The following is a 19,912-nucleotide window of genomic DNA, read 5'->3' on the forward strand; positions in this document are numbered from 1 at the left end:
GCCGATCAACCCGCGATGGCCCAGGTGACCGCGGCGGTCAGCCCGATCAACATGACAAAGGCATAGGAATACAGATACCCCGATTGAAGCTTGGCCGCACCACGCGAACCCAGCTGGACCAGCCATGCAGAGCCGTTGGGCCCGAACCGGTCGATCGTCTGCTCGTCGCCACGATGCCAGAGCAGGCTCCCGATGGCGAAGGCAGGGCGGACGAACAGCAGGTGGTACAGCTCGTCGAAATACCATTTGTGCAGCAGGAAGTCGTAGAGGACACCGAACTGCTCTGTGACCATCGCGGGAAAGCGCGTGTTGCGGATATAGCTGTACCAGGCGGTGTAGAGCCCCAGCAACATGGCGATGGTTGCCGACAATTTGATCGGCACCGGAACCTCATGCATCGAGTGCATCAGATGCTCGCGGAACGCGATGGCACCCTTCCAGAATTCCGCACCTGCCTCCGGTTCGATGAAGTAGCCGTGGAACAGGAACCCCGCCGCGATGGCACCGATCGACAATATGCCGAGCGGCACTAGCATCGGCCACGGGCTCTCGTGCGGGTGATACCCGGCGGTACCGACGGCAAGCTCGCGCTGCGCCGGACCGTGAAGCGACGGTGCATCGCCGGCGTCTTCCGCAACGGCAGGATTGCCATGCACTTCATCGACATGATGCGCGTCGTGCCCGCGATCATCGACATGACCATGCCCGTGCGCGTCATGCATCGCGTGCTGGATATGCTCCGAATTGATCCAGCGCGGTTGCCCCCAGAAGGTCAGGAACATCAGGCGCCAGGAGTAGAAGCTGGTCAGCAACGCGACAAGGACGCCAACGAACCACACACCCGGATTGCCCGACGCCCAGCCCGCCTCGATGATCGCGTCCTTCGAGTGGAAGCCTGCGAAGCCGATGTTCGGGAGGCCGAAAAGACCGGGGATGCCGACACCGGTGATCGCCAGCGTTCCCATCATCATCGCCCAGAAGGTCAGCGGGATCTGCTTCCGCAACGCTCCGTAGTAGCGCATGTCCTGCTCATGATGCATCGCGTGGATCACCGATCCCGCACCCAGGAAGAGCAGGGCCTTGAAGAAGGCGTGCGTGAACAGGTGGAACATCGCCGCGCCATACGCGCCGACACCGGCGGCGAAGAACATGTAGCCGAGCTGCGAACAGGTCGAATAGGCGATGACGCGCTTGATGTCGGTCTGCACCAGACCGCACGTGGCCGCGAACAGGCAGGTCGCGGCCCCGACAAAGCGTACCACGTCGAGCGCGACCGGCGCCGCCTCGAACATCGGTGACAGGCGGCACACCATGAAGACGCCGGCGGTGACCATCGTCGCCGCATGGATCAGCGCCGACACCGGCGTCGGCCCCTCCATCGCATCGGGAAGCCAGGTATGAAGGCCAAGCTGCGCCGACTTGCCCATCGCGCCCACGAACAGCAGCAGGCACAGCACCGTCAGCGTGTCGTAGCGATGGCCAAGGAAGCCGATCGTCGATCCTGCCATGCCAGGCGCCGCCTGAAGGATCTCGGGAATCGACACGGTACCGAACACGAGGAAGGTGCCGAAGATGCCGAGCATGAAGCCGAGGTCGCCGACCCGGTTGACCACGAAAGCCTTGATCGCCGCAGCCTGCGCGGTCGGCTTCCTGAACCAGAAGCCGATGAGGAGGTACGACGCGAGACCGACACCCTCCCACCCGAAGAACATCTGAACGAGGCTGTCGGCCGTCACCAGCATCAGCATCGCGAAGGTGAACAACGACAGGTAGGCGAAGAAGCGCGGCTGATCCGGGTCCTCGCTCATATAGCCCCAGCTATACAAATGGACGAGTGCCGACACGCTGGTGATGACGACCAGCATGACCGCGGTGAGTGCGTCGACCCTTAGCGCCCAGTCGACGTTCACGCCGCCCGAGACGATCCAGGTCAGCACCGGCGTGACGGTCGCCGTCTGCGCACCGGTCATGAAACCGATGAATATCGGCCACGACAACGCACACGACACGAACAGCGCGCCTGTCGTGATAAGCTTGGCGGGTACGAAGCCCAGCGCCTTGTTGCCTAGCCCCGCGATGGCGGCAGCGAGCAACGGCAGGAAGACGATCAGAAGGATCAACCGTTTACCCCTTCATCCGGTTGACGTCGTCGGTCGCGATAGTGCCGCGGCCACGATAATAGATCACGAGGATCGCGAGCCCGATCGCCGCTTCGCCGGCCGCCACGGTCAGCACGAACATCGCGAATACCTGCCCGACCAGGTCGCCCAGATAGGCAGAGAAGGCGACGAGGTTGATGTTCACCGACAGCAGGATCAGCTCGATCGCCATCAGGATGACGATCAGGTTCTTGCGGTTGAGGAAGATGCCCGCGGTGCCCATTGTGAACAGGATCGCGGACACGACCAGATAGTGGATCAATCCAATCACGTGCGTAGAACTCCGCTGATCCGCGTTCTCCGAGCCTGGCAAAGGATCACAGCTCCACCCCCTGGCCGATCGCCGGCTTGACGTTGCGGGTCGCATCCTGCGGGCGGCGCGCCACCTGACGCGACACGTTCTGCGGCCGCGTGCCCGAGCGCTCCCGATGGGTCAGTACGATCGCCCCGATCATCGCCACCAGCAGCACGAACCCGGCCGCCTCGAACAGGAACAGATAGCGCGAGTAGAGCAACTGCCCCAGCGCCTGGATGTTCGGAACGGTCGCGTCGATCGGCGCGGCGCGCCGGCCGAGATCGAACTTGCCCTCTCTCCACGCGAACGCCGCGATCATCACCTCGACCGCGAGCAACCCGCCGAGCCCAAGGCCGATCGCCGCATAGCGGACGACCTCGGTACGCAATTGCGCGAAATCGATATCCATCATCATGACGACGAACAGGAAAAGGACCGCGACAGCGCCGACATAGACGATGACGAGCAGCATCGCGATGAACTCGGCGCCGACCAGCACCATCAGTCCGGCCGCGTTGAAGAACGCCAGGATCAGCCACATCACCGAATGGACCGGATTGCGCGACGATATCGTCAGCGCCCCCGACAGCACCATGACGGCAGCGAACAGGTAGAAGGCGATTGCCTGGATCACGCGGTCAGGCCCCCTTGCCTTGCGTATTGACGAAGTCGGCGCGCATTAACGGTACGGCGCATCGGCGGCAAGGTTCGCCGCGATCGTCCGCTCCCATCGGTCACCGTTATCGAGCAGCTTGGCCTTGTCGTAGATCAGCTCCTCGCGGGTTTCGGTCGAGAATTCGTAGTTTGGCCCCTCGACGATCGCGTCCACCGGGCACGCCTCCTGACAAAGACCGCAATAGATGCACTTCGTCATATCGATGTCGTAGCGCGTCGTGCGGCGGCTGCCATCGTCGCGCGGCTCCGCCTCGATCGTGATCGCCTGCGCGGGGCACACCGCCTCGCACAGCTTGCACGCGATGCACCGCTCTTCACCATTGGGGTAACGGCGGAGAGCATGCTCGCCGCGGAACCGCGGGCTGACCGGGTTGCGCTCGAACGGGTAGTTGATCGTCGCCTTCGCCTTGAAGAAGTAGCGCAGCGTGAGGGCATGCGCCTTCACGAACTCCCACAAGGTGAACGCCTTGACGTACTGCGCGATACTCATGCGCCAACTCCCACGCGCATCCACATCAGGACGCCGGAAACAAGGAATACCCAGAACAGGGACAGCGGCAGGAACACCTTCCAGCCCAACCGCATCAGCTGGTCGTAGCGGTAGCGCGGCACCGTGGCCTTGATCCAGCTGAATACGAAGAAGAAGAACATGATCTTGGCGAACAGCCAGACGATGCCCGGTATCGCGTACAGCGGCGCCCAATCGACCGGTGGCAGCCACCCACCCCAGAACAGTGTCGCGTTCAATGCGCACATGAGGAGGACGTTGGCATATTCGCCCAGCCAGAACAGCGCGAAGCTCATCGACGAATATTCGGTCTGGTACCCGGCGACCAGTTCCGATTCCGCCTCGGTCAGGTCGAACGGGGGACGCTGCGTCTCTGCCAGCGCCGAGATCAGGAATACCACCGCCATCGGAAACAGCAGCGGATTGAACCCGAAGCCGTTGACCGGGATGATCGGCCATACCGCCCGTTGCGCGAGCACGATCGTCGAGAGATTGAAGCTCCCTGCCCACAACACCACCGAGATCAGAACGAAGCCGATCGCGACTTCGTAACTGACCATCTGCGCCGCCGCGCGGAGCGCGGAGTAGAAAGGATATTTCGAGTTCGACGCCCAGCCGGACAGGATGACGCCGTACACACCCAGCGACGATGCCGCGAGAACGTACAGCAATCCAACGTTGATGTCGGCCAGCACGACGCCCGCCTGGAACGGCACGACCGCCCACACGATCAGTGCGACCGTAAAGGTGATGATCGGTGCGAGCAGGAAGAGTCCGCGGTTCGCCGCGGCGGGGATGATCGTTTCCTGAAGGAAGACCTTCAGGCCGTCAGCGAACGACTGAAGCAATCCGAACGGGCCGACCACGTTCGGCCCGCGACGCAGCGCCATCGCCGCCCAGATCTTGCGATCGGCGTAGATCGTCATCGCCACGGCCAGCATCAGCGGCAGCGCGATGGCGAGAATACCGATGATCGTGGCGACGAACCATGCCCAGTCGTACGACAGGCCGACAGTGGTGTTGAAGAACGCGGTCACTCTGCGGCCTCCGCGAAGCTCTCACCATGGACGAGTTCGGCCGAGCAGCGCTGCATCGTCGGGCTCGCCCGGCAGATCGCATTGGTAAGGTAGAAGTCCTTGATGGGATAACCCTCCAGTTCTCCACCCGCCGCGACGTCGAGCGCCGGCGGGTTCCACTCGAATGCGACCAGCTCCTGCTCGCGCAGCGCCGGCACGTCGGTGAACATGGCTTCGCGCAAGCCGGCGAAGCTGTCGAACGGCAGCGTGGCCCGCATCGTCTCGGACAGGGCGCGAAGGATGCTCCAGTCCTCCCGTGCATCGCCCGGCGGGAACACCGCCCGCTCGCCCCGCTGGACGCGACCTTCGAGGTTGACCCATGTGCCCGACTTCTCGGCATAGCTGGCGCCGGGCAGCACGACATCCGCGGCCGCCGCACCCTTGTCGCCATGATGGCCGATGAAGACCTTGAAGCCGGAGAATTGCGTGAAGTCGACTTCGTCCGCGCCCAGGAAGAAGGCGAGCTTCGCGTTCGTCAGATCGGCGATACCGCCCTTCTGCGCGTAACCGAGCATCAGGCCGCCCATCCGGCTTGCCGCCATATGAAGGACGTTGAAGCCGTTCCAGCCATCCTTGATAAGGCCGAGCGTCTCGACGAGCTTCAGGCTCGGCCCATGGCCGTTCTTCAGCGCGCCGCCACCGACGATGACCATCGGCCGCTTCGCCTCGGCAAAGGTCTTCAACACTGCCTCGGGCAGATCGCCCAGCAGCTTCAGGTCAGAACCCAGCCACTGCGCCTTGTAGGTCAGGTCGGTTTCCGGCCCGATCGCGAATACCTTGGCACCGCGCTTGATGGCCTTGCGGATGCGGGTGTTCACCAGCGGCGCTTCCCAGCGCAGGTTGGTGCCGACCAGCAGGATCGCGTCCGCCTCCTCGGTGCCGGCGATCGTCGTGTTGAAGTTCACCGCAGCCATGCTGGACGTATCATAGTCCATGCCCGTCTGCCGCCCCTCGAGCAGCGTCGATCCCAGCCCGCGCAGCAGCACCTTGGCCGCATACATCGTCTCGCAATCGATCAGATCACCGGCCACGGCCGCAACGCTGCCGCCGTGATCGATGGCAGCGATCGCCGCAAATGCCTCGTCCCAGCTTGCCGGCTGGAGCTTGCCGTTGACCCGCACGAATGGCTGGTCGAGCCGACGACGAACCAGGCCGTCGATCGCGTGGCGCGTCTTGTCCGACGCCCACTCCTCGTTCACGTCCTCGTTGATCCATGGCACGCAACGCAGGACTTGGCGTCCACGGCTATCCAGGCGAATATTGGTGCCTACCGCGTCCATCACGTCGATGGTCAGCGTGCGGCGCAGCTCCCACGGGCGAGCCTCATACGCATAGGGCTTCGACGTCAGGGCTCCCACCGGGCAGAGATCGACGACGTTGCCGCTCAGCTCGCTGGTGACGGCCTCCTCCAGATAGGAGGTGATCTGCATGTTCTCGCCGCGATAGATCGCGCCGATCTCCTCCACGCCCGCAACTTCCTCGGCGAAACGGATGCAACGGGTGCACTGGATGCAGCGGGTCATGATCGTCTTGACGATCGGACCCATGTACTTCTCGGTCACCGCCCGCTTGTTCTCGCCGAACCGGCTCTGGCCGCGGCCATAGGCGACCGATTGATCCTGCAGGTCGCACTCGCCGCCCTGATCGCAGATCGGGCAGTCGAGCGGGTGATTGATCAGGAGGAATTCCATGATGCCCTCGCGGGCATTCTTCACCATCGGCGTGGTGGTGAAGACCTCCTGATTGTCGGCTGCGGGCAGCGCGCACGACGCCTGCGGCTTGGGCGGTCCGGGCTTCACCTCGACGAGGCACATGCGGCAATTGCCGGCGATCGACAGCCGCTCGTGATAGCAGAAGCGCGGGATTTCCTTGCCCGCCGCTTCGCATGCCTGCAGCACCGTGGCGCCGGCCGGCACCTCGACTTCGATCCCGTCTACTTTCAGCTTGGGCATTACTCTGCCGCTTCCTGCATCGGCGCGAGGTCGCCCCCGCGCTCGTTGATCCGGCGCTCCAGCTCGGGCCGGAAATGCTTGATGAGGCCCTGAATCGGCCATGCCGCCGCGTCACCCAACGCGCAGATCGAGTGTCCCTCGACCTGCTTGGTCACCTGCTGCAGCATATCGATCTCTGACAGGTCGGCATCGCCGGTGCGCAGCCGCTCCATCACCCGCCACATCCAGCCGGTGCCCTCGCGGCATGGCGTGCACTGGCCGCAGCTCTCGTGCTTGTAGAAGTAGGAGATGCGACTGATCGCGCGGACGATGTCGGTGGACTTGTCCATGACGATGATCGCCGCCGTGCCCAGCCCCGATCCGACCGCCTTCAACCCGTCGAAATCCATCGGCGCGTCCATGATCTGCGCCGCCGGCACCAGCGGCACCGACGATCCGCCCGGGATGACCGCGAGCAGATTGTCCCAACCACCGCGGATGCCCCCGCAATGCTCCTCGATCAGCTGGCGGAAGGGAATGCTCATCGCTTCCTCGACCACGCAGGGCTTGTTCACATGGCCACTGATCTGGAACAGCTTGGTCCCGCGATTATTCTCCGCCCCGAAGCTGGAGAACCAGTCGGCCCCGCGCCGCAGGATCGTCGGCGCGACCGCGATCGATTCGACGTTGTTGACCGTCGTCGGGCAACCGTACAGGCCAGCGCCCGCCGGGAAGGGCGGCTTCAGCCGCGGCTGCCCCTTCTTGCCCTCCAGGCTCTCGAGCATCGCGGTCTCTTCGCCGCAGATATAGGCACCGGCGCCGCGGTGAACGAACACGTCGAAGTCGTAGCCGGAGCCGCAGGCGTTCTTGCCGACCAGCCCGGCCTCATAAGCCTCCGCCACCGCCGCGAACAGCGTCTCCGCCTCGCGGATATATTCGCCGCGGATGTAGATGTAGGCGGCCCGCGCCCGCATCGCGAACCCGGCGACCAGCGCGCCTTCGATCAGCTTGTGCGGATCGTGGCGGATGATCTCGCGGTCCTTGCACGATCCGGGCTCGGACTCGTCGGCGTTGATGACCAGGAAGTTCGGCCGATCGGCCTTCGGCTCCTTGGGCATGAACGACCATTTGGTCCCCGTCGGGAAGCCGGCGCCGCCACGGCCGCGCAGGCCCGACGCCTTCACGATGTCGATGATCTTGTCGTTGCCAAGCTCCAGCAGCGCCTTGGTATTGTCCCAGTCGCCGCGCGCGCGCGCTGCCTGCAACGTCCAGGGCTGGAAACCATAGACGTTGGTGAAGATGCGATCCTTGTCAGCCAGCATGAGCCGTTCCCCACTGCTCGCGATAGTCATGATTGGCGTCGACCATCGCCTTCAGCGTGGTGGGGCCACCCTCCGGACAACTCGCGCGCCGGCCGATCGTCGATCCGGGCGCCGGCGCGTCGCCCCGGGCGAGCGCCTCCAGCACCGCGACCGTCCGGTCGTAATCGAGGTCTTCGTAGTTGTCGTCGTTGATCTGGACCATCGGCGCGTTGGCACAGGTGCCCAGGCACTCGACCTCGGTCAGCGTGAACAGCCCGTCCGGCGTCGTCCCGCCCTTCACCAGTCCGCGGTTCTTGCACGCGGCCAGCACATCGTCGCTGCCTGCCAGCATGCACGGCGTCGTTCCACAAACCTGGACGTGATAGCGGCCAACGGGCGCCAGGTTGAACATCGTGTAGAAGGTCGCGACCTCGTACACGCGCATGTACGGTACGCCGATCACGCGCGCGACGAACTCGATCACCGGTACCGGCAGCCAGCCCTGCGTATGGGTTTCCGCTCCGACCTGGCGTTGCGCCAGATCGAGCAGCGGGATCGACGCCGACTGCTCGCGCCCCGCCGGATAGCGGCCCAGCACGACCTTCGCCTTTTCGGCATTCTCGTCGGTCCACGCGAACCCGCCCCAGCGCGCACGGGTTTCGGCTTCATCAGGAATATGAACGGCGTCGGCCATCAGCGGTCACACTCACCAAAAACGATGTCCATCGAACCCAGGATCGCGGTCGTATCCGCCAGCATATGCCCGCGGCTCATGAAATCCATCGCCTGCAGATGCGAGAAGGCGGTAGGCCGGATCTTGCAGCGATACGGCTTGTTGGTTCCGTCGGACACCAGATACACGCCGAACTCGCCCTTCGGGCTCTCGGTCGCGACATACACCTCACCGGCCGGCACGTGAAAGCCCTCGGTATACAGCTTGAAGTGGTGGATCAGCGCTTCCATCGAACGCTTCATGTCGCTGCGCTTCGGCGGCACAACCTTGCGATCGTCCGACGCGATCGGTCCTTCGGGCATATCGGCCAGGCACTGTTTCATGATGCGCGCTGACTGGCGAACCTCCTCGACGCGCACCATGAACCGATCATAGCAGTCACCGCGGGTACCGACCGGAACCTCGAAATCCATCCTGGCATAGGCATCGTACGGCTGCTGCTTGCGCAGGTCCCAAGGAATGCCCGCAGCGCGGATCATCGGTCCCGAAAAGCCCCAGGCGATCGCATCGTCGCGGCTGACCGTGGCGATATCGACGTTCCGCTGCTTGAAGATGCGGTTGTCGGCGACCAGGCTGATCGCATCCTCGAACAGGCGCGGCAGGCGGGTGTCGAGCCAGTCGGCGATATCGGTCAACAACTTCAAGGGCACGTCCTGATGGACGCCGCCCGGCCGGATATAGTTGTGGTGCATCCGCGCGCCCGTCGCGCGTTCGAGGAAATTGTAGCAATCCTCGCGAATCTCGAACAGCCACAGGTTCGGCGTCATCGCGCCGACGTCCATCACATGGCTGCCCAGGTTCAGCATGTGATTGGAGATGCGGGTCAGCTCGGCGAAAAATACACGCAGGTACTGCGCACGGATCGGCACTTCCAGATCCAGCAGCTTCTCGATGGCCAGCACGAAGGTGTGCTCCATGCACATCGGCGAGCAGTAATCGAGGCGATCGAAATAGGGGATCGCCTGCATGTACGTCTTGTACTCGATCAGCTTCTCGGTGCCGCGATGGAGCAGGCCGACATGCGGATCGATCCGCTCGACGATCTCGCCGTCCAGTTCCATCACCAGCCGCAGCACGCCGTGTGCGGCCGGATGCTGGGGACCGAAGTTGATCGTGTAGTTTTGGATCGTGACGTCGCCCTCGGTCGGGTGCGACGGGGTCTCGATGCCAAGCACTTCGCCGACATACGGATCCATCTCCGTCGTCGCGGGTGCCATGGTGGGTGCGTCGTGATCGCTCACTGGTTCTGCCCTCCGTCCTTCGAGGGAGTTACGTCGGGATGGCCGGGTTTGGGCGTGGCATCCGTTTCGTTCGCTCCCTTACCGGTATCAGCCGTGCTCTCTGCCGTCGCCTTGGCATAGGGCTCGCTCGACGCCTTGGGCGTATCCTTGCCGCTCTCCGCCGCGCCGGCCTTCTGGACGGCATCGGCACTGACCGGGGTCTGCGCGCCCTTCTCCTGCGGCAGCTTGGCCTTTGCGGCCTCGGGCGCCTTCTCGTCGCCGGGAAGGACGTACTCGCCCCCCTCCCATGGCGACAGGAAGTCGAAGGTACGGAAATCCTGCGCCAGACTGACCGGCTCGTATACCACCCGCTTCTCCTCCTCGGAGTAGCGAAGCTCGGTATAGCCCGTCATCGGGAAATCCTTGCGCAGCGGATGGCCGCGAAAGCCGTAATCGGTCAGGATACGGCGCAGATCCATATTGCCGTCGAACAGCACGCCGTACAGGTCGTAGACCTCGCGCTCCAGCCATCCCGCCACCGGCCAGAGACCCGTTACCGACGGAACCGGATGAGCCTCGTCGGTGGCGACATGTACCTGGATGCGGTGATTACGCGTCAGCGACAACAAATTGTAGACGACGTCGAATCGCTCCGTCCGCTGCGGGTAATCGACGCCGGCGATTTCCATCAACTGCTGATATTCCAGACCCGGGGTGTCGCGCAGCGCGGCGAGCGCACCGACGATGCCGCTGCGATGGACGTGGAGCTGGACCTCGCCGACCCGCTCGCATGCATCCAGCAACGCCGCGCCGATCGCGTCGCGCGCAGCGTCGATCGTCGCCTCGTTCAGGTTCGATGCCCAGGCGGGTGCCGGCGCCCTCACCGTTCGATGCTCCCGCTACGGCGGATCTTCCGCTGCAACTGCATGATCCCGTACAGCAGCGCCTCCGCCGTCGGCGGACAACCGGGGACATAGATGTCCACCGGCACCACACGGTCGCAGCCCCGAACCACCGAATAGCTGTAATGGTAATAGCCGCCGCCATTGGCGCAGCTACCCATCGAGATGACGTATTTCGGCTCCGACATCTGGTCGTATACCCGGCGCAGCGCCGGTGCCATCTTGTTGCACAACGTGCCGGCAACGATCATCACGTCGGACTGGCGCGGCGATGCACGGGGCGCCGCACCGAACCGCTCCAGGTCATAACGCGGCATGTTGACGTGGATCATCTCGACCGCGCAACAGGCCAGTCCGAACGTCATCCACCATAGCGAGCCGGTACGCGCCCACTGGAACAGATCCTCGGTCGAGGTGACCAGGAAGCCCTTGTCGGTCAGCTCGCCGTTCAGGCTGTCGAAAAAGCCCTGGTCGGGCGGCACCAGCGAACTGGCACCGGCGGACCGGTCGAGCTCGACGGGACCGGAGTGCATTTCTACTCCCAATCCAACGCTCCCTTCTTCCACGCATAGGCGAGGCCTAGGGCCAGTTCGCCGATGAAGATCATCATTCCGATCCATGCGCTCCAGCCGATCGAGAAAACACTGACCGCCCATGGAAAGATGAACGCCGCCTCCAGATCGAAGACGATGAACAGGATGGCGACCAGATAGAAACGCACGTCGTACTGGCTGCGCGGATCCTCGAACGCGGGAAAGCCGCACTCATATTCCGACAGCTTCTGCTCGTTCGGCTTGTGACTGCCGGTCAAACGACCGACCGCCATCGGCAGGAACACGAACGCCGACGAAAGGATGAGCGCGACCCCGAGAAACAGCAGGATCGGCAGGTATTGCGACAGATCGACCAAAGGCTTTCTCGCAGGTGCGAACGGATGGGGGACGCTTTAGGCCTGTGACCCTCAACGGGCAAGGTTCTGAGGCGGTGAGAATAACTCGCAACTGGCAGCGTACTCTCCCGCCGATGCTGGCGCCGGGTGGGTCTTCTTTCGTCCGGGCGACCGATGGCACGAGCCCAGCCCGAACCGGCCATCGGGACAGGCTGCCCTTACCGCAATGCTCCGGCCACCAGCTTGTGCAGCTTGGAGTGCAGGCCATCGTTGGCCGCCAGGAACTCGTTGCGCTCCATCGGCCGGTCGCCGCCGCGATAATCGGTGACGAAGCCGCCCGCCTCCTTGACCAGCAGCATGCCGGCAGCGACGTCCCAGGGCTTCAACCCGCTTTCCCAGAAACCGTCGAAGCGGCCGGCCGCCACCCACGCGAGGTCCAGCGCCGCCGCACCGAACCGGCGGATGCCCGCGACTTCCGGAGCGACCGCCCCGAAGATGCGGCTCCACTCCGCAAAATCCCCGTGGCCCAGAAACGGGATGCCGGTGGCGATCAGCGCCTCCGACAGGTCACGCCGGCCGGATACGCGCAGCCGCTGATCGGTATGCCATGCACCCCTGCCCTTCTCCGCCCAGAAACTCTCGTCCGTCATCGGCTGGTATACCAGTGCCGTCGTGATCTCGCGCTTCCCGTTCGGCATCGGCTCCTCGACCGCGATCGAGATGCAGAAATGCGGGATGCCGTGAAGGAAGTTCGATGTCCCATCCAGCGGATCGATGATGAAGCGTGGCTTGTCCGGATCGCCGGCGACCTCACCCCGCTCCTCCATCAGGAAGCCCCAGTCGGGCCGGGCACGCGACAGTTCCTCGTACAGGGTCTGCTCGGCACGCTGGTCGGCGATGGTGACGAAATCGGCCGGCCCCTTGCGGCTTACCTGAAGGTGCTGGACCTCGTTGAAGTCGCGCCGCAATCGCGGACCCGCCTTGCGGGCGGCACGCTCGATGACGGTGAAGAGGCCGGAATGGCTGGGCATTGGATAAGCTCCTCCCCTCACCACAAGGGGAGGGGTTGGGGTGAGTGCACCGCCAGGTACCGCGAACAAGGCCCGCGTCGTCGGTCGGGCCGTGTCAGTCGCGGGCCGGGCGACGGCCTGTGCGGATCGCTACGCTGTCCGTCTCAGTCCGCGCGCCGCACGTATGTTTGCTCGTACACATCGACGACGATCCGCGTCCCCGCCCCGATATGCGGGGGCACCATCACGCGCACGCCGTTGTCGAGGATCGCGGGCTTGTAGCTGGACGAGGCGGTCTGCCCCTTAACCACCGCGTCCGCCTCGACGATCATCGCCTCGATCGTGCTCGGCAACTCGACCGAGATCGGCCGCTCGTCATACAGTTCGAGCACGACATCCATGCCATCCTGCAGGAAGGCGGCGGCGTCGCCGAGGATCCCGGCGTCGAGCGTGATCTGCTCGTAATTGTCCTTGTCCATGAAGGTCAGCTGCTCGCCGTCCTTGAACAGGAACTGGAAGTCCTTGGTATCCAGCCGCACGCGCTCCACCGTCTCGGCGGAGCGGAAACGAACGTTGTTCTTGCGCCCGTCGATCAGGTTCTTCATCTCGACCTGCATGTACGCACCGCCCTTGCCGGGCTGCGTGTGCTGGATCTTCACGGCCCGCCAGATGCCGCCTTCATACTCGATGATGTTGCCGGGACGGATGTCCACGCCGCTGATCTTCATGGGGAGAACCCTGCTGGAAAGAGCCTGGGAGCCTCGCCGGCTCCGATGCCCGGCGATCTAGCGATCCGCGGCGCGTCCGGCAAGCAGCGGGTAGGGATCGATCGGCTCACCGTCGGACCAGCGATCGCCCGGCACCATCCGCGACACACCGAAATGCAGGTGCGTGTTGCCCGCCCCCGCATTGCCGGTATCGCCGACGAAGCCGATCCTGTCGCCGGCCCGCACCACCTGCCCCTCTGCCAGGCCGGGTGCGTAGCCGGCAAGGTGGGCGTAGTAATAGCTCCATCGACCATTGGGGGAACGGACATAGGCGGTGATCCCCCCGGCATCGCTGAAGAACAACTTTTCGACGCGACCCGGCGCTGCGGCGAGGACCGGGGTACCGCCAGGCGCCATGATGTCGGTGCCGTGGTGCGGCCGGTCACCGCCGTCCCGCGCGTCGCCCCAGCTGCCGCTGATCGCCGAACGCCCGACGCCTGCGACGGGAACCTGCAGCAGGCCCCCGTGGTCCGTGTCAGGTATAGCCGCGGCGATCGACGAACGTGATTGAGGCTGGTCCGATGAGCCGAACGACAGCATCGATCCGAACACGACCGCCGCCAGGACGACAAGTGCCAGAAAGATCCACCCGATCCGGCTCATCGTGTCAGGCCTGGAAGATCACCGGCGTGCCGCCCTTCACCATCAGCGCCACGCGTGCCGCGTCCCAGTTGGTCAGGCGCACGCAGCCGTTCGATTCGGCCCGCCCGATCTGGTCCGGCGATCCGGTGCCGTGGATGCCGTAATGCTCCTTGCTCAGGTCGATCCAGACCACGCCCACCGGATTGTTGGGCCCTGGCGGGATGATCTGCGCCTTCTTGCTGTCGTCGACACCCTTCAGGATGGCCGGATTCATCTTCCAGTCGGGATTTGGCGAGACGTGCAGCACCTTCCAGTTGCCCAGTGGCAGCGGGTCGCGCGACGATCCCATCGTCGCGGTATACTGCCCGATCAAGCGGCCCTCGCCATCGATCAGCCGCAGGACGCCGTCCGACTTATCGACGACCACCTTGGCCGCCTGCGGCACCTGCGCCTCGACGTTCAGCGATGCCAGCGTGGCGCGCCACTCTGGCGTGGAGTCGGAAGGATAGGCGCGCGAGCGGGGGAAGGTGTTCGGCACGACGATCTTGCTGCCGACGCCGATCTGCGCGACGCCGGGGTTCAGCTCGACCAGCACGGCCGGCGTCGTGTGGAACCGCTCCGCCAGCTTCTCGAGCGGCCGGGCATAGGCCATGCTGTCGAGCTTGGCCTGCTCGGCGTAATCCTTGGGCATCGGATTGACATAGGGGCCGCGCATGGCGCCGGCATCCAGCGTCACCGTCATCGTCGGCTGCATCGATCCGGCCGCCCCCAGCGCCCGTACCGTCGCCGCGTCGGGCCGACCCGTGACCGGCAGCCCGCGGCTCTCCTGAAATCCCTTCAGCGCGTTGACGAGCGACTCGCCGCCACGCCCGTCCAGCACACCGGGGCCGAACCCCAGCTTGTCGAGCACCACCTGCATCCGGAGCACGCCCGGGTCGAGCGCCGGCCGGGAAGATCGCGAGGCGACCGGCGAGGCCGGCGCGCGGGCAAGGACGGGGACGACGACGGTCGCAGCCAGGGCGCCGACGATCAGGGAACGCAACACAGGGATACTCTCCTCCTTACGGTGCCGGAACAACGCCTCGACCGGGAGAGAGGGTCCGTCATCCCAGCAGGTCGGCAAATGCCTTCACCGCCGCCGCCTCGTCGCCGTTCCACACCGCGCCCGACGCGGCGATGAAGTCGGCGCCAGCCGCCACCAGCGGCGCGGCGTTGGCGGGGGTGATGCCGCCGATCGCCACCGACGGGATCTCGAACAGCGCGGCCCACCACGACAGGATCACCGGCTCGGGGCGATGCCGCACCTCCTTGGTCGTGGTCGGGTGGAAGCTGCCGAACGCGACATAGTCCGCCCCCGCCTCGCCCGCTTCCATCGCCAGGTGCCGGCTGTCGTGGCAGGTCACGCCGATCTGCGCGGCGGGCCCGAGTTCCGCGCGCGCCTCGCGCGGGTCGCCGTCTTCCTGGCCCAGATGGACGCCGTCGGCGCCCAGCCGCTTGGCGAGCGCGATCGAGTCGTTGACGATGAACGCCACCTCGCGGTCGGCGCAGATCCGCTGCAGCGGTTCGGCCAGGCGGGCCGCCTCGTGCTGGTCGACATCCTTCACCCGGAACTGGAACGCCGCGACCGGCCCCGCGTCGAGCGCCCGCGCCAGCCGGCCGGCGAAGCCGCCGGTCACGTCCAGCGGCGACACCAGATAGAGCTGGCAGGGCGGGCGGCGGTCGTCGCGGCGGAACGAGGCGGCGAAGTCGGGGTCGAGCGGCCCCAGCGGATCGATGATGTCCATGTCCGCGCCTCTATCCGGATCGGCGGTGCGGGTCACGCCCGCTCCGCCGATCCGGCATCCTCACTCGCCGCCCTGGTAGATCGACACGATCCGGTCGAGCATCGCGATCGCCTCGTCGCGCGGGCGCTGGAAGGTGTTGCGCCCGATGATCGAGCCGTTGCCGCCGCCGGCCCGGATGTCGCGCGCATCCTGGTAGACCGCGTCCGACCCCTTGGCGGCGCCGCCCGAGAAGACGACGATCCGGCGTCCGGCGAAGCAGGACTGGACGACGTGCTTCACGCGGTCGGCCTGGCTCGACCAGTCGGTGCCCTCATATGCCTTCTGCGCATCCTTCTGCTCGATATGGGCGGTCGGCAGCTTCACCTTGATGATGTGCGCGCCGAGCAGCGCGGCCATGTGCGCGGCATAGGCGCCGACATCCAGCGCCAGTTCGCCGTCCTTCGACAGGTCGCCCCCGCGCGGATAGCTCCAGATCACCGTCGCCAGCCCGGCCGCGGCCGCCTCCTCGCGCAGGGCGCGGATTTGCTCCATCGCGTCGAAGATGCCGTCGGAGCCGGGATAGATGGTGAAGCCGATCGCGGCGCAGCCCAATCGCAGCGCATCCTCGACACTGCCGGTCTGCGCCTGGGTGATCGAGGTCGCCCAGTTGTTCGAGCTGTTGACCTTCAGGATGGTCGGGATCTGCCCGGCGAAGGTGTCGGCCCCGGCCTCCAGCATGCCGAGCGGCGCGGCGAAGGCGGACAGGCCGGCATCGATCGCCAGCTGGTAGTGATAGTGTGGATCGTACGCCGGCGGATTGATCGCGAAGCTGCGCGCCGGTCCGTGTTCGAACCCCTGATCGACCGGCAGGATCACCAGCTTGCCGGTGCCGCCCAGACGGCCGTGCATCAGGATGCGGGCGAGGTTCGCCTTCACCGCCGGGCTGGTCGCTTCATACTTGTCGAGGATGGTCTTCACGATCGGTGTCATGGTCGTTTCCTGTGGCATGATGGTCAAAGTGCTAGCCAGCGACGCAGCGCCTGGTCGATCTGCTCCATCCGCGTGGCGGAGGCGTGACCGATGACGCGGGTGATGCGATCGCGCCGGATCGAGGTGATGCGATCGACCTGAACCTCGCACTCGATGGTCAGGCCGGTATGTTCCTGCGGAGAGATGGCGACGCGGAACAGCGCCTCGCCGCCCACCACGTTCGTCAGCGGGCACAGGGTGATGGTGGCATGCGCCTCGTTGAAGAGGTCGGCCTGCACGACGACGCAGGCGCGACCGTCGCCGGTGGATGGCTCACCGGTGGGCGGCGCGACCAGCACGATGGCGCCATGGGCTATCTCCATGCCGCATCCTCGTGCTCGATCGTCTCCCAGAAGGCGTAATCCGCCGCGACATCGCGGCGGGAAGCGCGCAACGACTGGCGCCGCGCCTCGCGCCGGAACGCCTCGTCATGCAGGTCGACGTAGCGGCGCACCGCCTCGCGCGCGATGTCGCTCTTGCTGCGGCCCTGGGTGCGCGCAACGGCGGCGAGGCGCTCCTCCAGTTCCGAATCGAGCCTTACGCCGAGCATTCCACCTCCGTTTAACGTGTTTAACATAGCGACGCGGAACGATCGCGGCAACCGCTGTTCGACGCGCGAATGTTGAGGAAGTTTAGGGATGCGTGCGTCTGGCGCCCGGTGGTGAACGGGAATGTTTAGACAGTGAAGCTTACCTGTTTGATCCACGTGCGGCATGATCCCGCACCATAGCGTGTCGGCGGGCACGTAGGACAGCGCTTGACCGCTCTGTGCAGGGCGCACAGCATGATCGCGGGGGATCCGGAGACGATGAAGCGTTCGCTGCTGATGATTGCGCTGGCCGTGGCCGCCGCGCCGCTGCCCGCGATGGCGGGCGACATGCGGGTCGGCCAGCCGGCCCCCGATGTCGAGCTCACGCTGGTCGACGGCAGCAAGGTCCGTCTCGCCGACCTGAAGGGCGAGGTGGTGGTCCTGAATTTCTGGGCGACGTGGTGCGGCCCCTGCAAGCGCGAGCTGCCGCTGCTCGACGGCTTCTATCGCAAGCTGAAGCCGTTCGGGCTGCGGGCGTTCGCGATCACCACCGAGAGTTCGCTGCCGTTGTACCGGCTGAAGCCGCTGTTCGCGGTGCTGGCCATTCCCTCGGTCCGCCGGGTGAAGGGCATGCCGGTCGACGTCGAGGCCGTCCCGACCAATTACATCATCGACCGATATGGCATCGTTCGCCATGCCAAGGCGCAGGCACTGGAGGCGGAGGATCTGAAGGCGCTGATCGTGCCGCTGCTGAAGGAGGAATATCAGCCAGGGTGAGGTCAGGACGGCTCCTACTGATCGTTATCCCACCCCGTTCCGCTTTCTTCGTCCGTACCCTGCGCGAGGAGGGAAAGCGGGATCCCGGCTCAAGGCTCAAGGCCGGGATGACGGTAAAGACGTAGGCGGCGGTTATCCCGCCAGCGCGGCGACACCGGGCAGCTCGCGTCCCTCCATCCATTCCAGAAACGCGCCGCCGGCGGTCGACACGAAGGTGAAGTCGCCTGCCACCCCGGCATGGTTCAACGCCGCGACGGTGTCGCCGCCCCCCGCGACCGACACCAGGCTGCCATCCTTGGTCAGGGCCGCCGCCGTCCGCGCCAGTGCAACGGTGGCGGTATCGAACGGCGTCATCTCGAACGCGCCCATCGGCCCGTTCCACACCAGCGTGCGGCAATTCTTCAGCACGTCGCCCAGCGATTCGACCGCCGCCGGCCCGACGTCGAGGATCATCTCGTCGGCCGCGACCTCGTGCACGTTGACGGTGCGGGTCGGCGGATCGGCGCGGAATTCGTTTGCGACGATCACGTCATAGGGCAGGTGGACGGTGCAGCCGGCCATGTCGGCGGCATCCATGATCGCATCGGCCGTGTCCGTCAGATCGTGCTCGCACAGCGATTTGCCGACATCGACGCCGCGCGCCGCCAGGAACGTGTTGGCCATGCCGCCGCCGATGATCAGGTGATCGACGCGCGCCACCAGATGCTTCAGCACGTCGAGCTTGGTCGAGACCTTGGCGCCGCCGACCACCGCGGCGACCGGATGCTCGGGATTGCCCAGCGCCTTTTCCAGCGCGGCCAGTTCCGCCTCCATCGCGCGGCCTGCGAACGCCGGCAGCCGGTGCGCAAGCCCCTCGGTCGAGGCATGCGCGCGGTGCGCGGCCGAGAAGGCGTCGTTGACATAGAGATCGCCCAGTCGCGCGAAGCGCTCGACGACGGCGGGGTCGTTCTTCTCCTCCCCACCGAAGAAGCGGGTATTCTCCAGCACGGCGATATCGCCCGGCTGCAGCGTCGCGACCGCCTCGTCGACACCCTCCCAGTCGATGTAGCGCACGGGCCGGCCCAGCACCTCCGCATAGGGGCGGGTCACCGGCGCGAGCGAGAATTCGGGGCTCGGCTGACCCTTGGGACGGCCGAAATGGGCCAGCACCAGCACGATCGCGCCGCGATCGGCCAGCTCGGCGACGGTCGGCACGGTGGCGCGCAGGCGGGTGTCGTCGGTGACCGAACCATCGGCCATCGGCACGTTCAGGTCCTCGCGCACCAGCACGCGCTTGCCGCGCACGTCGCCCATGTCGTCCAGCGTCTTGTATGGCTTGGTCATGCGTCTTCGATCCTGATGCTGTCGCCGATGGCGATGGTGCCGCCGGCCAGAACGCGGGTACAGGCGCCGCCCCGCCAGTCGGAGGTCAGGGCCGCGCGCAGCCCGGGGGCGATCGCCTCCATGCGCTCGCACGGATCGGTCTCGCGCGTGATCTCCAGCACGACGTCGGCGCCGATGCGCAGGCGGGTGCCGGGCGTCTTGGGCAGGTCCAGCCCGTCGACCAGCAGATTGGCGCGGCGTTCGGACCAGGCGATGTTGTGGCCGACCTCGGCCATCGCGGCGTCCCAATCGATACGCTCGATCAGGGTCACCTGCCGCCGCCCGCGGCCACCCGGCTTCACCGCACCGCGATAGTCGCCGTGGATGCCGCCATCGACCGTCACCTCGACATGCGTGACGGTTTCCATCGGCGCCTTGGGAAAGGCGTGGCGGGCGATGCCGGC

The 19,912-nt window shown here is 65.6% G+C and carries 23 protein-coding genes; 1 reads left to right on the forward strand and 22 read right to left on the reverse strand.

The annotated features are described in order from the left end of the window. Positions 1-5: 5 nt before the first annotated feature. The 20 genes from nuoL to ABC319_RS04385 all read right to left on the reverse strand — a co-directional run bounded on the left by nuoL (position 6) and on the right by ABC319_RS04385 (position 17,390). Positions 6-2,120, reverse strand: coding sequence for an NADH-quinone oxidoreductase subunit L (gene nuoL / locus ABC319_RS04290; protein WP_413069046.1), 2,115 nt, complete (start codon positions 2,118-2,120; stop codon positions 6-8). Positions 2,121-2,124: 4 nt separating this feature from the next. After that, positions 2,125-2,430 (reverse strand): NADH-quinone oxidoreductase subunit NuoK, encoded by a 306-nt coding sequence (gene nuoK / locus ABC319_RS04295; protein ID WP_413069047.1) that lies wholly within the window; start codon positions 2,428-2,430, stop codon positions 2,125-2,127. 46 nt (positions 2,431-2,476) lie between these two features. Then, entirely contained in the window at positions 2,477-3,088 is a 612-nt protein-coding gene (locus ABC319_RS04300; RefSeq protein ID WP_413069048.1) for an NADH-quinone oxidoreductase subunit J, read from the reverse strand. Between the two features lie 45 nt (positions 3,089-3,133). Then, complete coding sequence (gene nuoI, locus ABC319_RS04305; protein WP_413069049.1) at positions 3,134-3,619, reverse strand: NADH-quinone oxidoreductase subunit NuoI; 486 nt, start codon at positions 3,617-3,619, stop codon at positions 3,134-3,136. Next, complete coding sequence (gene nuoH / locus ABC319_RS04310; RefSeq protein ID WP_413069050.1) at positions 3,616-4,674, reverse strand: NADH-quinone oxidoreductase subunit NuoH; 1,059 nt, start codon at positions 4,672-4,674, stop codon at positions 3,616-3,618. Before nuoH ends, nuoI begins: the two co-directional genes overlap by 4 nt. Next, positions 4,671-6,665, reverse strand: a complete 1,995-nt coding sequence (gene nuoG / locus ABC319_RS04315; RefSeq protein WP_413069051.1) for an NADH-quinone oxidoreductase subunit NuoG — start codon at positions 6,663-6,665, stop codon at positions 4,671-4,673. Before nuoG ends, nuoH begins: the two co-directional genes overlap by 4 nt. Beyond that, the gene (gene nuoF / locus ABC319_RS04320) at positions 6,665-7,966 is read right to left on the reverse strand and encodes an NADH-quinone oxidoreductase subunit NuoF (protein WP_413069052.1); all 1,302 of its coding nucleotides are present in this window, start codon (positions 7,964-7,966) and stop codon (positions 6,665-6,667) included. Before nuoF ends, nuoG begins: the two co-directional genes overlap by 1 nt. Beyond that, positions 7,956-8,639, reverse strand: a complete 684-nt coding sequence (locus ABC319_RS04325; RefSeq protein ID WP_413069053.1) for a complex I 24 kDa subunit family protein — start codon at positions 8,637-8,639, stop codon at positions 7,956-7,958. The genes nuoF and ABC319_RS04325 overlap by 11 nt, the downstream gene beginning before the upstream one ends. Then, positions 8,639-9,874: an NADH-quinone oxidoreductase subunit D gene (locus tag ABC319_RS04330; RefSeq protein WP_413071607.1), complete on the reverse strand. Its 1,236-nt coding sequence runs from the start codon at positions 9,872-9,874 to the stop codon at positions 8,639-8,641. Before ABC319_RS04330 ends, ABC319_RS04325 begins: the two co-directional genes overlap by 1 nt. 41 nt (positions 9,875-9,915) lie before the next feature. Next, positions 9,916-10,782, reverse strand: coding sequence for an NADH-quinone oxidoreductase subunit C (locus ABC319_RS04335; protein WP_413069054.1), 867 nt, complete (start codon positions 10,780-10,782; stop codon positions 9,916-9,918). Beyond that, positions 10,779-11,333, reverse strand: a complete 555-nt coding sequence (locus ABC319_RS04340; protein ID WP_413069055.1) for a NuoB/complex I 20 kDa subunit family protein — start codon at positions 11,331-11,333, stop codon at positions 10,779-10,781. Before ABC319_RS04340 ends, ABC319_RS04335 begins: the two co-directional genes overlap by 4 nt. 2 nt (positions 11,334-11,335) lie before the next feature. Next, positions 11,336-11,710 carry an NADH-quinone oxidoreductase subunit A gene (gene ndhC / locus ABC319_RS04345; RefSeq protein ID WP_413069056.1) on the reverse strand — a complete coding sequence of 125 codons (375 nt, stop codon included), beginning with the start codon at positions 11,708-11,710 and terminating at the stop codon, positions 11,336-11,338. 197 nt (positions 11,711-11,907) lie between these two features. Further along, on the reverse strand, positions 11,908-12,720 hold the full coding sequence (locus ABC319_RS04350; RefSeq protein WP_413069057.1) for an inositol monophosphatase family protein: 813 nt from the start codon (positions 12,718-12,720) through the stop codon (positions 11,908-11,910). A gap of 143 nt (positions 12,721-12,863) precedes the next feature. Further along, on the reverse strand, positions 12,864-13,427 hold the full coding sequence (gene efp / locus ABC319_RS04355; RefSeq protein ID WP_413069058.1) for an elongation factor P: 564 nt from the start codon (positions 13,425-13,427) through the stop codon (positions 12,864-12,866). A 57-nt stretch (positions 13,428-13,484) separates the two neighbouring features. Further along, positions 13,485-14,069, reverse strand: a complete 585-nt coding sequence (locus tag ABC319_RS04360) for a M23 family metallopeptidase (protein ID WP_413069059.1) — start codon at positions 14,067-14,069, stop codon at positions 13,485-13,487. A gap of 4 nt (positions 14,070-14,073) precedes the next feature. Continuing rightward, the gene (locus tag ABC319_RS04365) at positions 14,074-15,093 is read right to left on the reverse strand and encodes a L,D-transpeptidase family protein (RefSeq protein ID WP_413069060.1); all 1,020 of its coding nucleotides are present in this window, start codon (positions 15,091-15,093) and stop codon (positions 14,074-14,076) included. A 58-nt stretch (positions 15,094-15,151) separates the two neighbouring features. Beyond that, positions 15,152-15,832, reverse strand: coding sequence for a thiamine phosphate synthase (thiE, locus tag ABC319_RS04370; RefSeq protein ID WP_413069061.1), 681 nt, complete (start codon positions 15,830-15,832; stop codon positions 15,152-15,154). A gap of 60 nt (positions 15,833-15,892) precedes the next feature. After that, positions 15,893-16,801, reverse strand: coding sequence for a class I fructose-bisphosphate aldolase (locus ABC319_RS04375; RefSeq protein WP_413069062.1), 909 nt, complete (start codon positions 16,799-16,801; stop codon positions 15,893-15,895). A gap of 23 nt (positions 16,802-16,824) precedes the next feature. Continuing rightward, positions 16,825-17,163 (reverse strand): type II toxin-antitoxin system PemK/MazF family toxin, encoded by a 339-nt coding sequence (locus tag ABC319_RS04380; RefSeq protein ID WP_413069063.1) that lies wholly within the window; start codon positions 17,161-17,163, stop codon positions 16,825-16,827. Continuing rightward, positions 17,154-17,390, reverse strand: coding sequence for a ribbon-helix-helix protein, CopG family (locus ABC319_RS04385; protein WP_413069064.1), 237 nt, complete (start codon positions 17,388-17,390; stop codon positions 17,154-17,156). The genes ABC319_RS04380 and ABC319_RS04385 overlap by 10 nt, the downstream gene beginning before the upstream one ends. Before the next feature lie 234 nt (positions 17,391-17,624). Between ABC319_RS04385 and ABC319_RS04390 the strand changes: the two genes are divergently transcribed. Beyond that, positions 17,625-18,146 (forward strand): TlpA family protein disulfide reductase, encoded by a 522-nt coding sequence (locus ABC319_RS04390; protein WP_413069065.1) that lies wholly within the window; start codon positions 17,625-17,627, stop codon positions 18,144-18,146. Positions 18,147-18,278: 132 nt separating this feature from the next. Here the strand turns inward: ABC319_RS04390 and ABC319_RS04395 are convergent, their stop codons facing one another. After that, the gene (locus ABC319_RS04395) at positions 18,279-19,469 is read right to left on the reverse strand and encodes a phosphoglycerate kinase (protein WP_413069066.1); all 1,191 of its coding nucleotides are present in this window, start codon (positions 19,467-19,469) and stop codon (positions 18,279-18,281) included. Next, positions 19,466-19,876 (reverse strand): MOSC domain-containing protein, encoded by a 411-nt coding sequence (locus tag ABC319_RS04400; protein WP_413071608.1) that lies wholly within the window; start codon positions 19,874-19,876, stop codon positions 19,466-19,468. Before ABC319_RS04400 ends, ABC319_RS04395 begins: the two co-directional genes overlap by 4 nt. Positions 19,877-19,912: the final 36 nt, after the last annotated feature.

The organism is Sphingomonas phoenicis (genome assembly GCF_047238005.1).
Lineage (GTDB): Bacteria > Pseudomonadota > Alphaproteobacteria > Sphingomonadales > Sphingomonadaceae > Sphingomonas.

Coding starts and splice junctions, on each gene's coding strand:
- ABC319_RS04330 (WP_413071607.1), bottom strand. CDS start 9,874: ATGGATCCGTATGTCGGCGAAGTGCTTGGCATCGAGACCCCGTCGCAC.
- ABC319_RS04385 (WP_413069064.1), bottom strand. CDS start 17,390: ATGCTCGGCGTAAGGCTCGATTCGGAACTGGAGGAGCGCCTCGCCGCC.
- ABC319_RS04395 (WP_413069066.1), bottom strand. CDS start 19,469: ATGACCAAGCCATACAAGACGCTGGACGACATGGGCGACGTGCGCGGC.
- nuoI (WP_413069049.1), bottom strand. CDS start 3,619: ATGAGTATCGCGCAGTACGTCAAGGCGTTCACCTTGTGGGAGTTCGTG.
- nuoF (WP_413069052.1), bottom strand. CDS start 7,966: ATGCTGGCTGACAAGGATCGCATCTTCACCAACGTCTATGGTTTCCAG.
- ABC319_RS04375 (WP_413069062.1), bottom strand. CDS start 16,801: ATGACACCGATCGTGAAGACCATCCTCGACAAGTATGAAGCGACCAGC.
- thiE (WP_413069061.1), bottom strand. CDS start 15,832: ATGGACATCATCGATCCGCTGGGGCCGCTCGACCCCGACTTCGCCGCC.
- ABC319_RS04380 (WP_413069063.1), bottom strand. CDS start 17,163: ATGGAGATAGCCCATGGCGCCATCGTGCTGGTCGCGCCGCCCACCGGT.
- efp (WP_413069058.1), bottom strand. CDS start 13,427: ATGAAGATCAGCGGCGTGGACATCCGTCCCGGCAACATCATCGAGTAT.
- ABC319_RS04340 (WP_413069055.1), bottom strand. CDS start 11,333: ATGCACTCCGGTCCCGTCGAGCTCGACCGGTCCGCCGGTGCCAGTTCG.
- ABC319_RS04400 (WP_413071608.1), bottom strand. CDS start 19,876: ATGGAAACCGTCACGCATGTCGAGGTGACGGTCGATGGCGGCATCCAC.
- ABC319_RS04360 (WP_413069059.1), bottom strand. CDS start 14,069: ATGAGCCGGATCGGGTGGATCTTTCTGGCACTTGTCGTCCTGGCGGCG.
- nuoG (WP_413069051.1), bottom strand. CDS start 6,665: ATGCCCAAGCTGAAAGTAGACGGGATCGAAGTCGAGGTGCCGGCCGGC.
- ABC319_RS04390 (WP_413069065.1), top strand. CDS start 17,625: ATGATCGCGGGGGATCCGGAGACGATGAAGCGTTCGCTGCTGATGATT.
- ABC319_RS04325 (WP_413069053.1), bottom strand. CDS start 8,639: ATGGCCGACGCCGTTCATATTCCTGATGAAGCCGAAACCCGTGCGCGC.
- ABC319_RS04350 (WP_413069057.1), bottom strand. CDS start 12,720: ATGCCCAGCCATTCCGGCCTCTTCACCGTCATCGAGCGTGCCGCCCGC.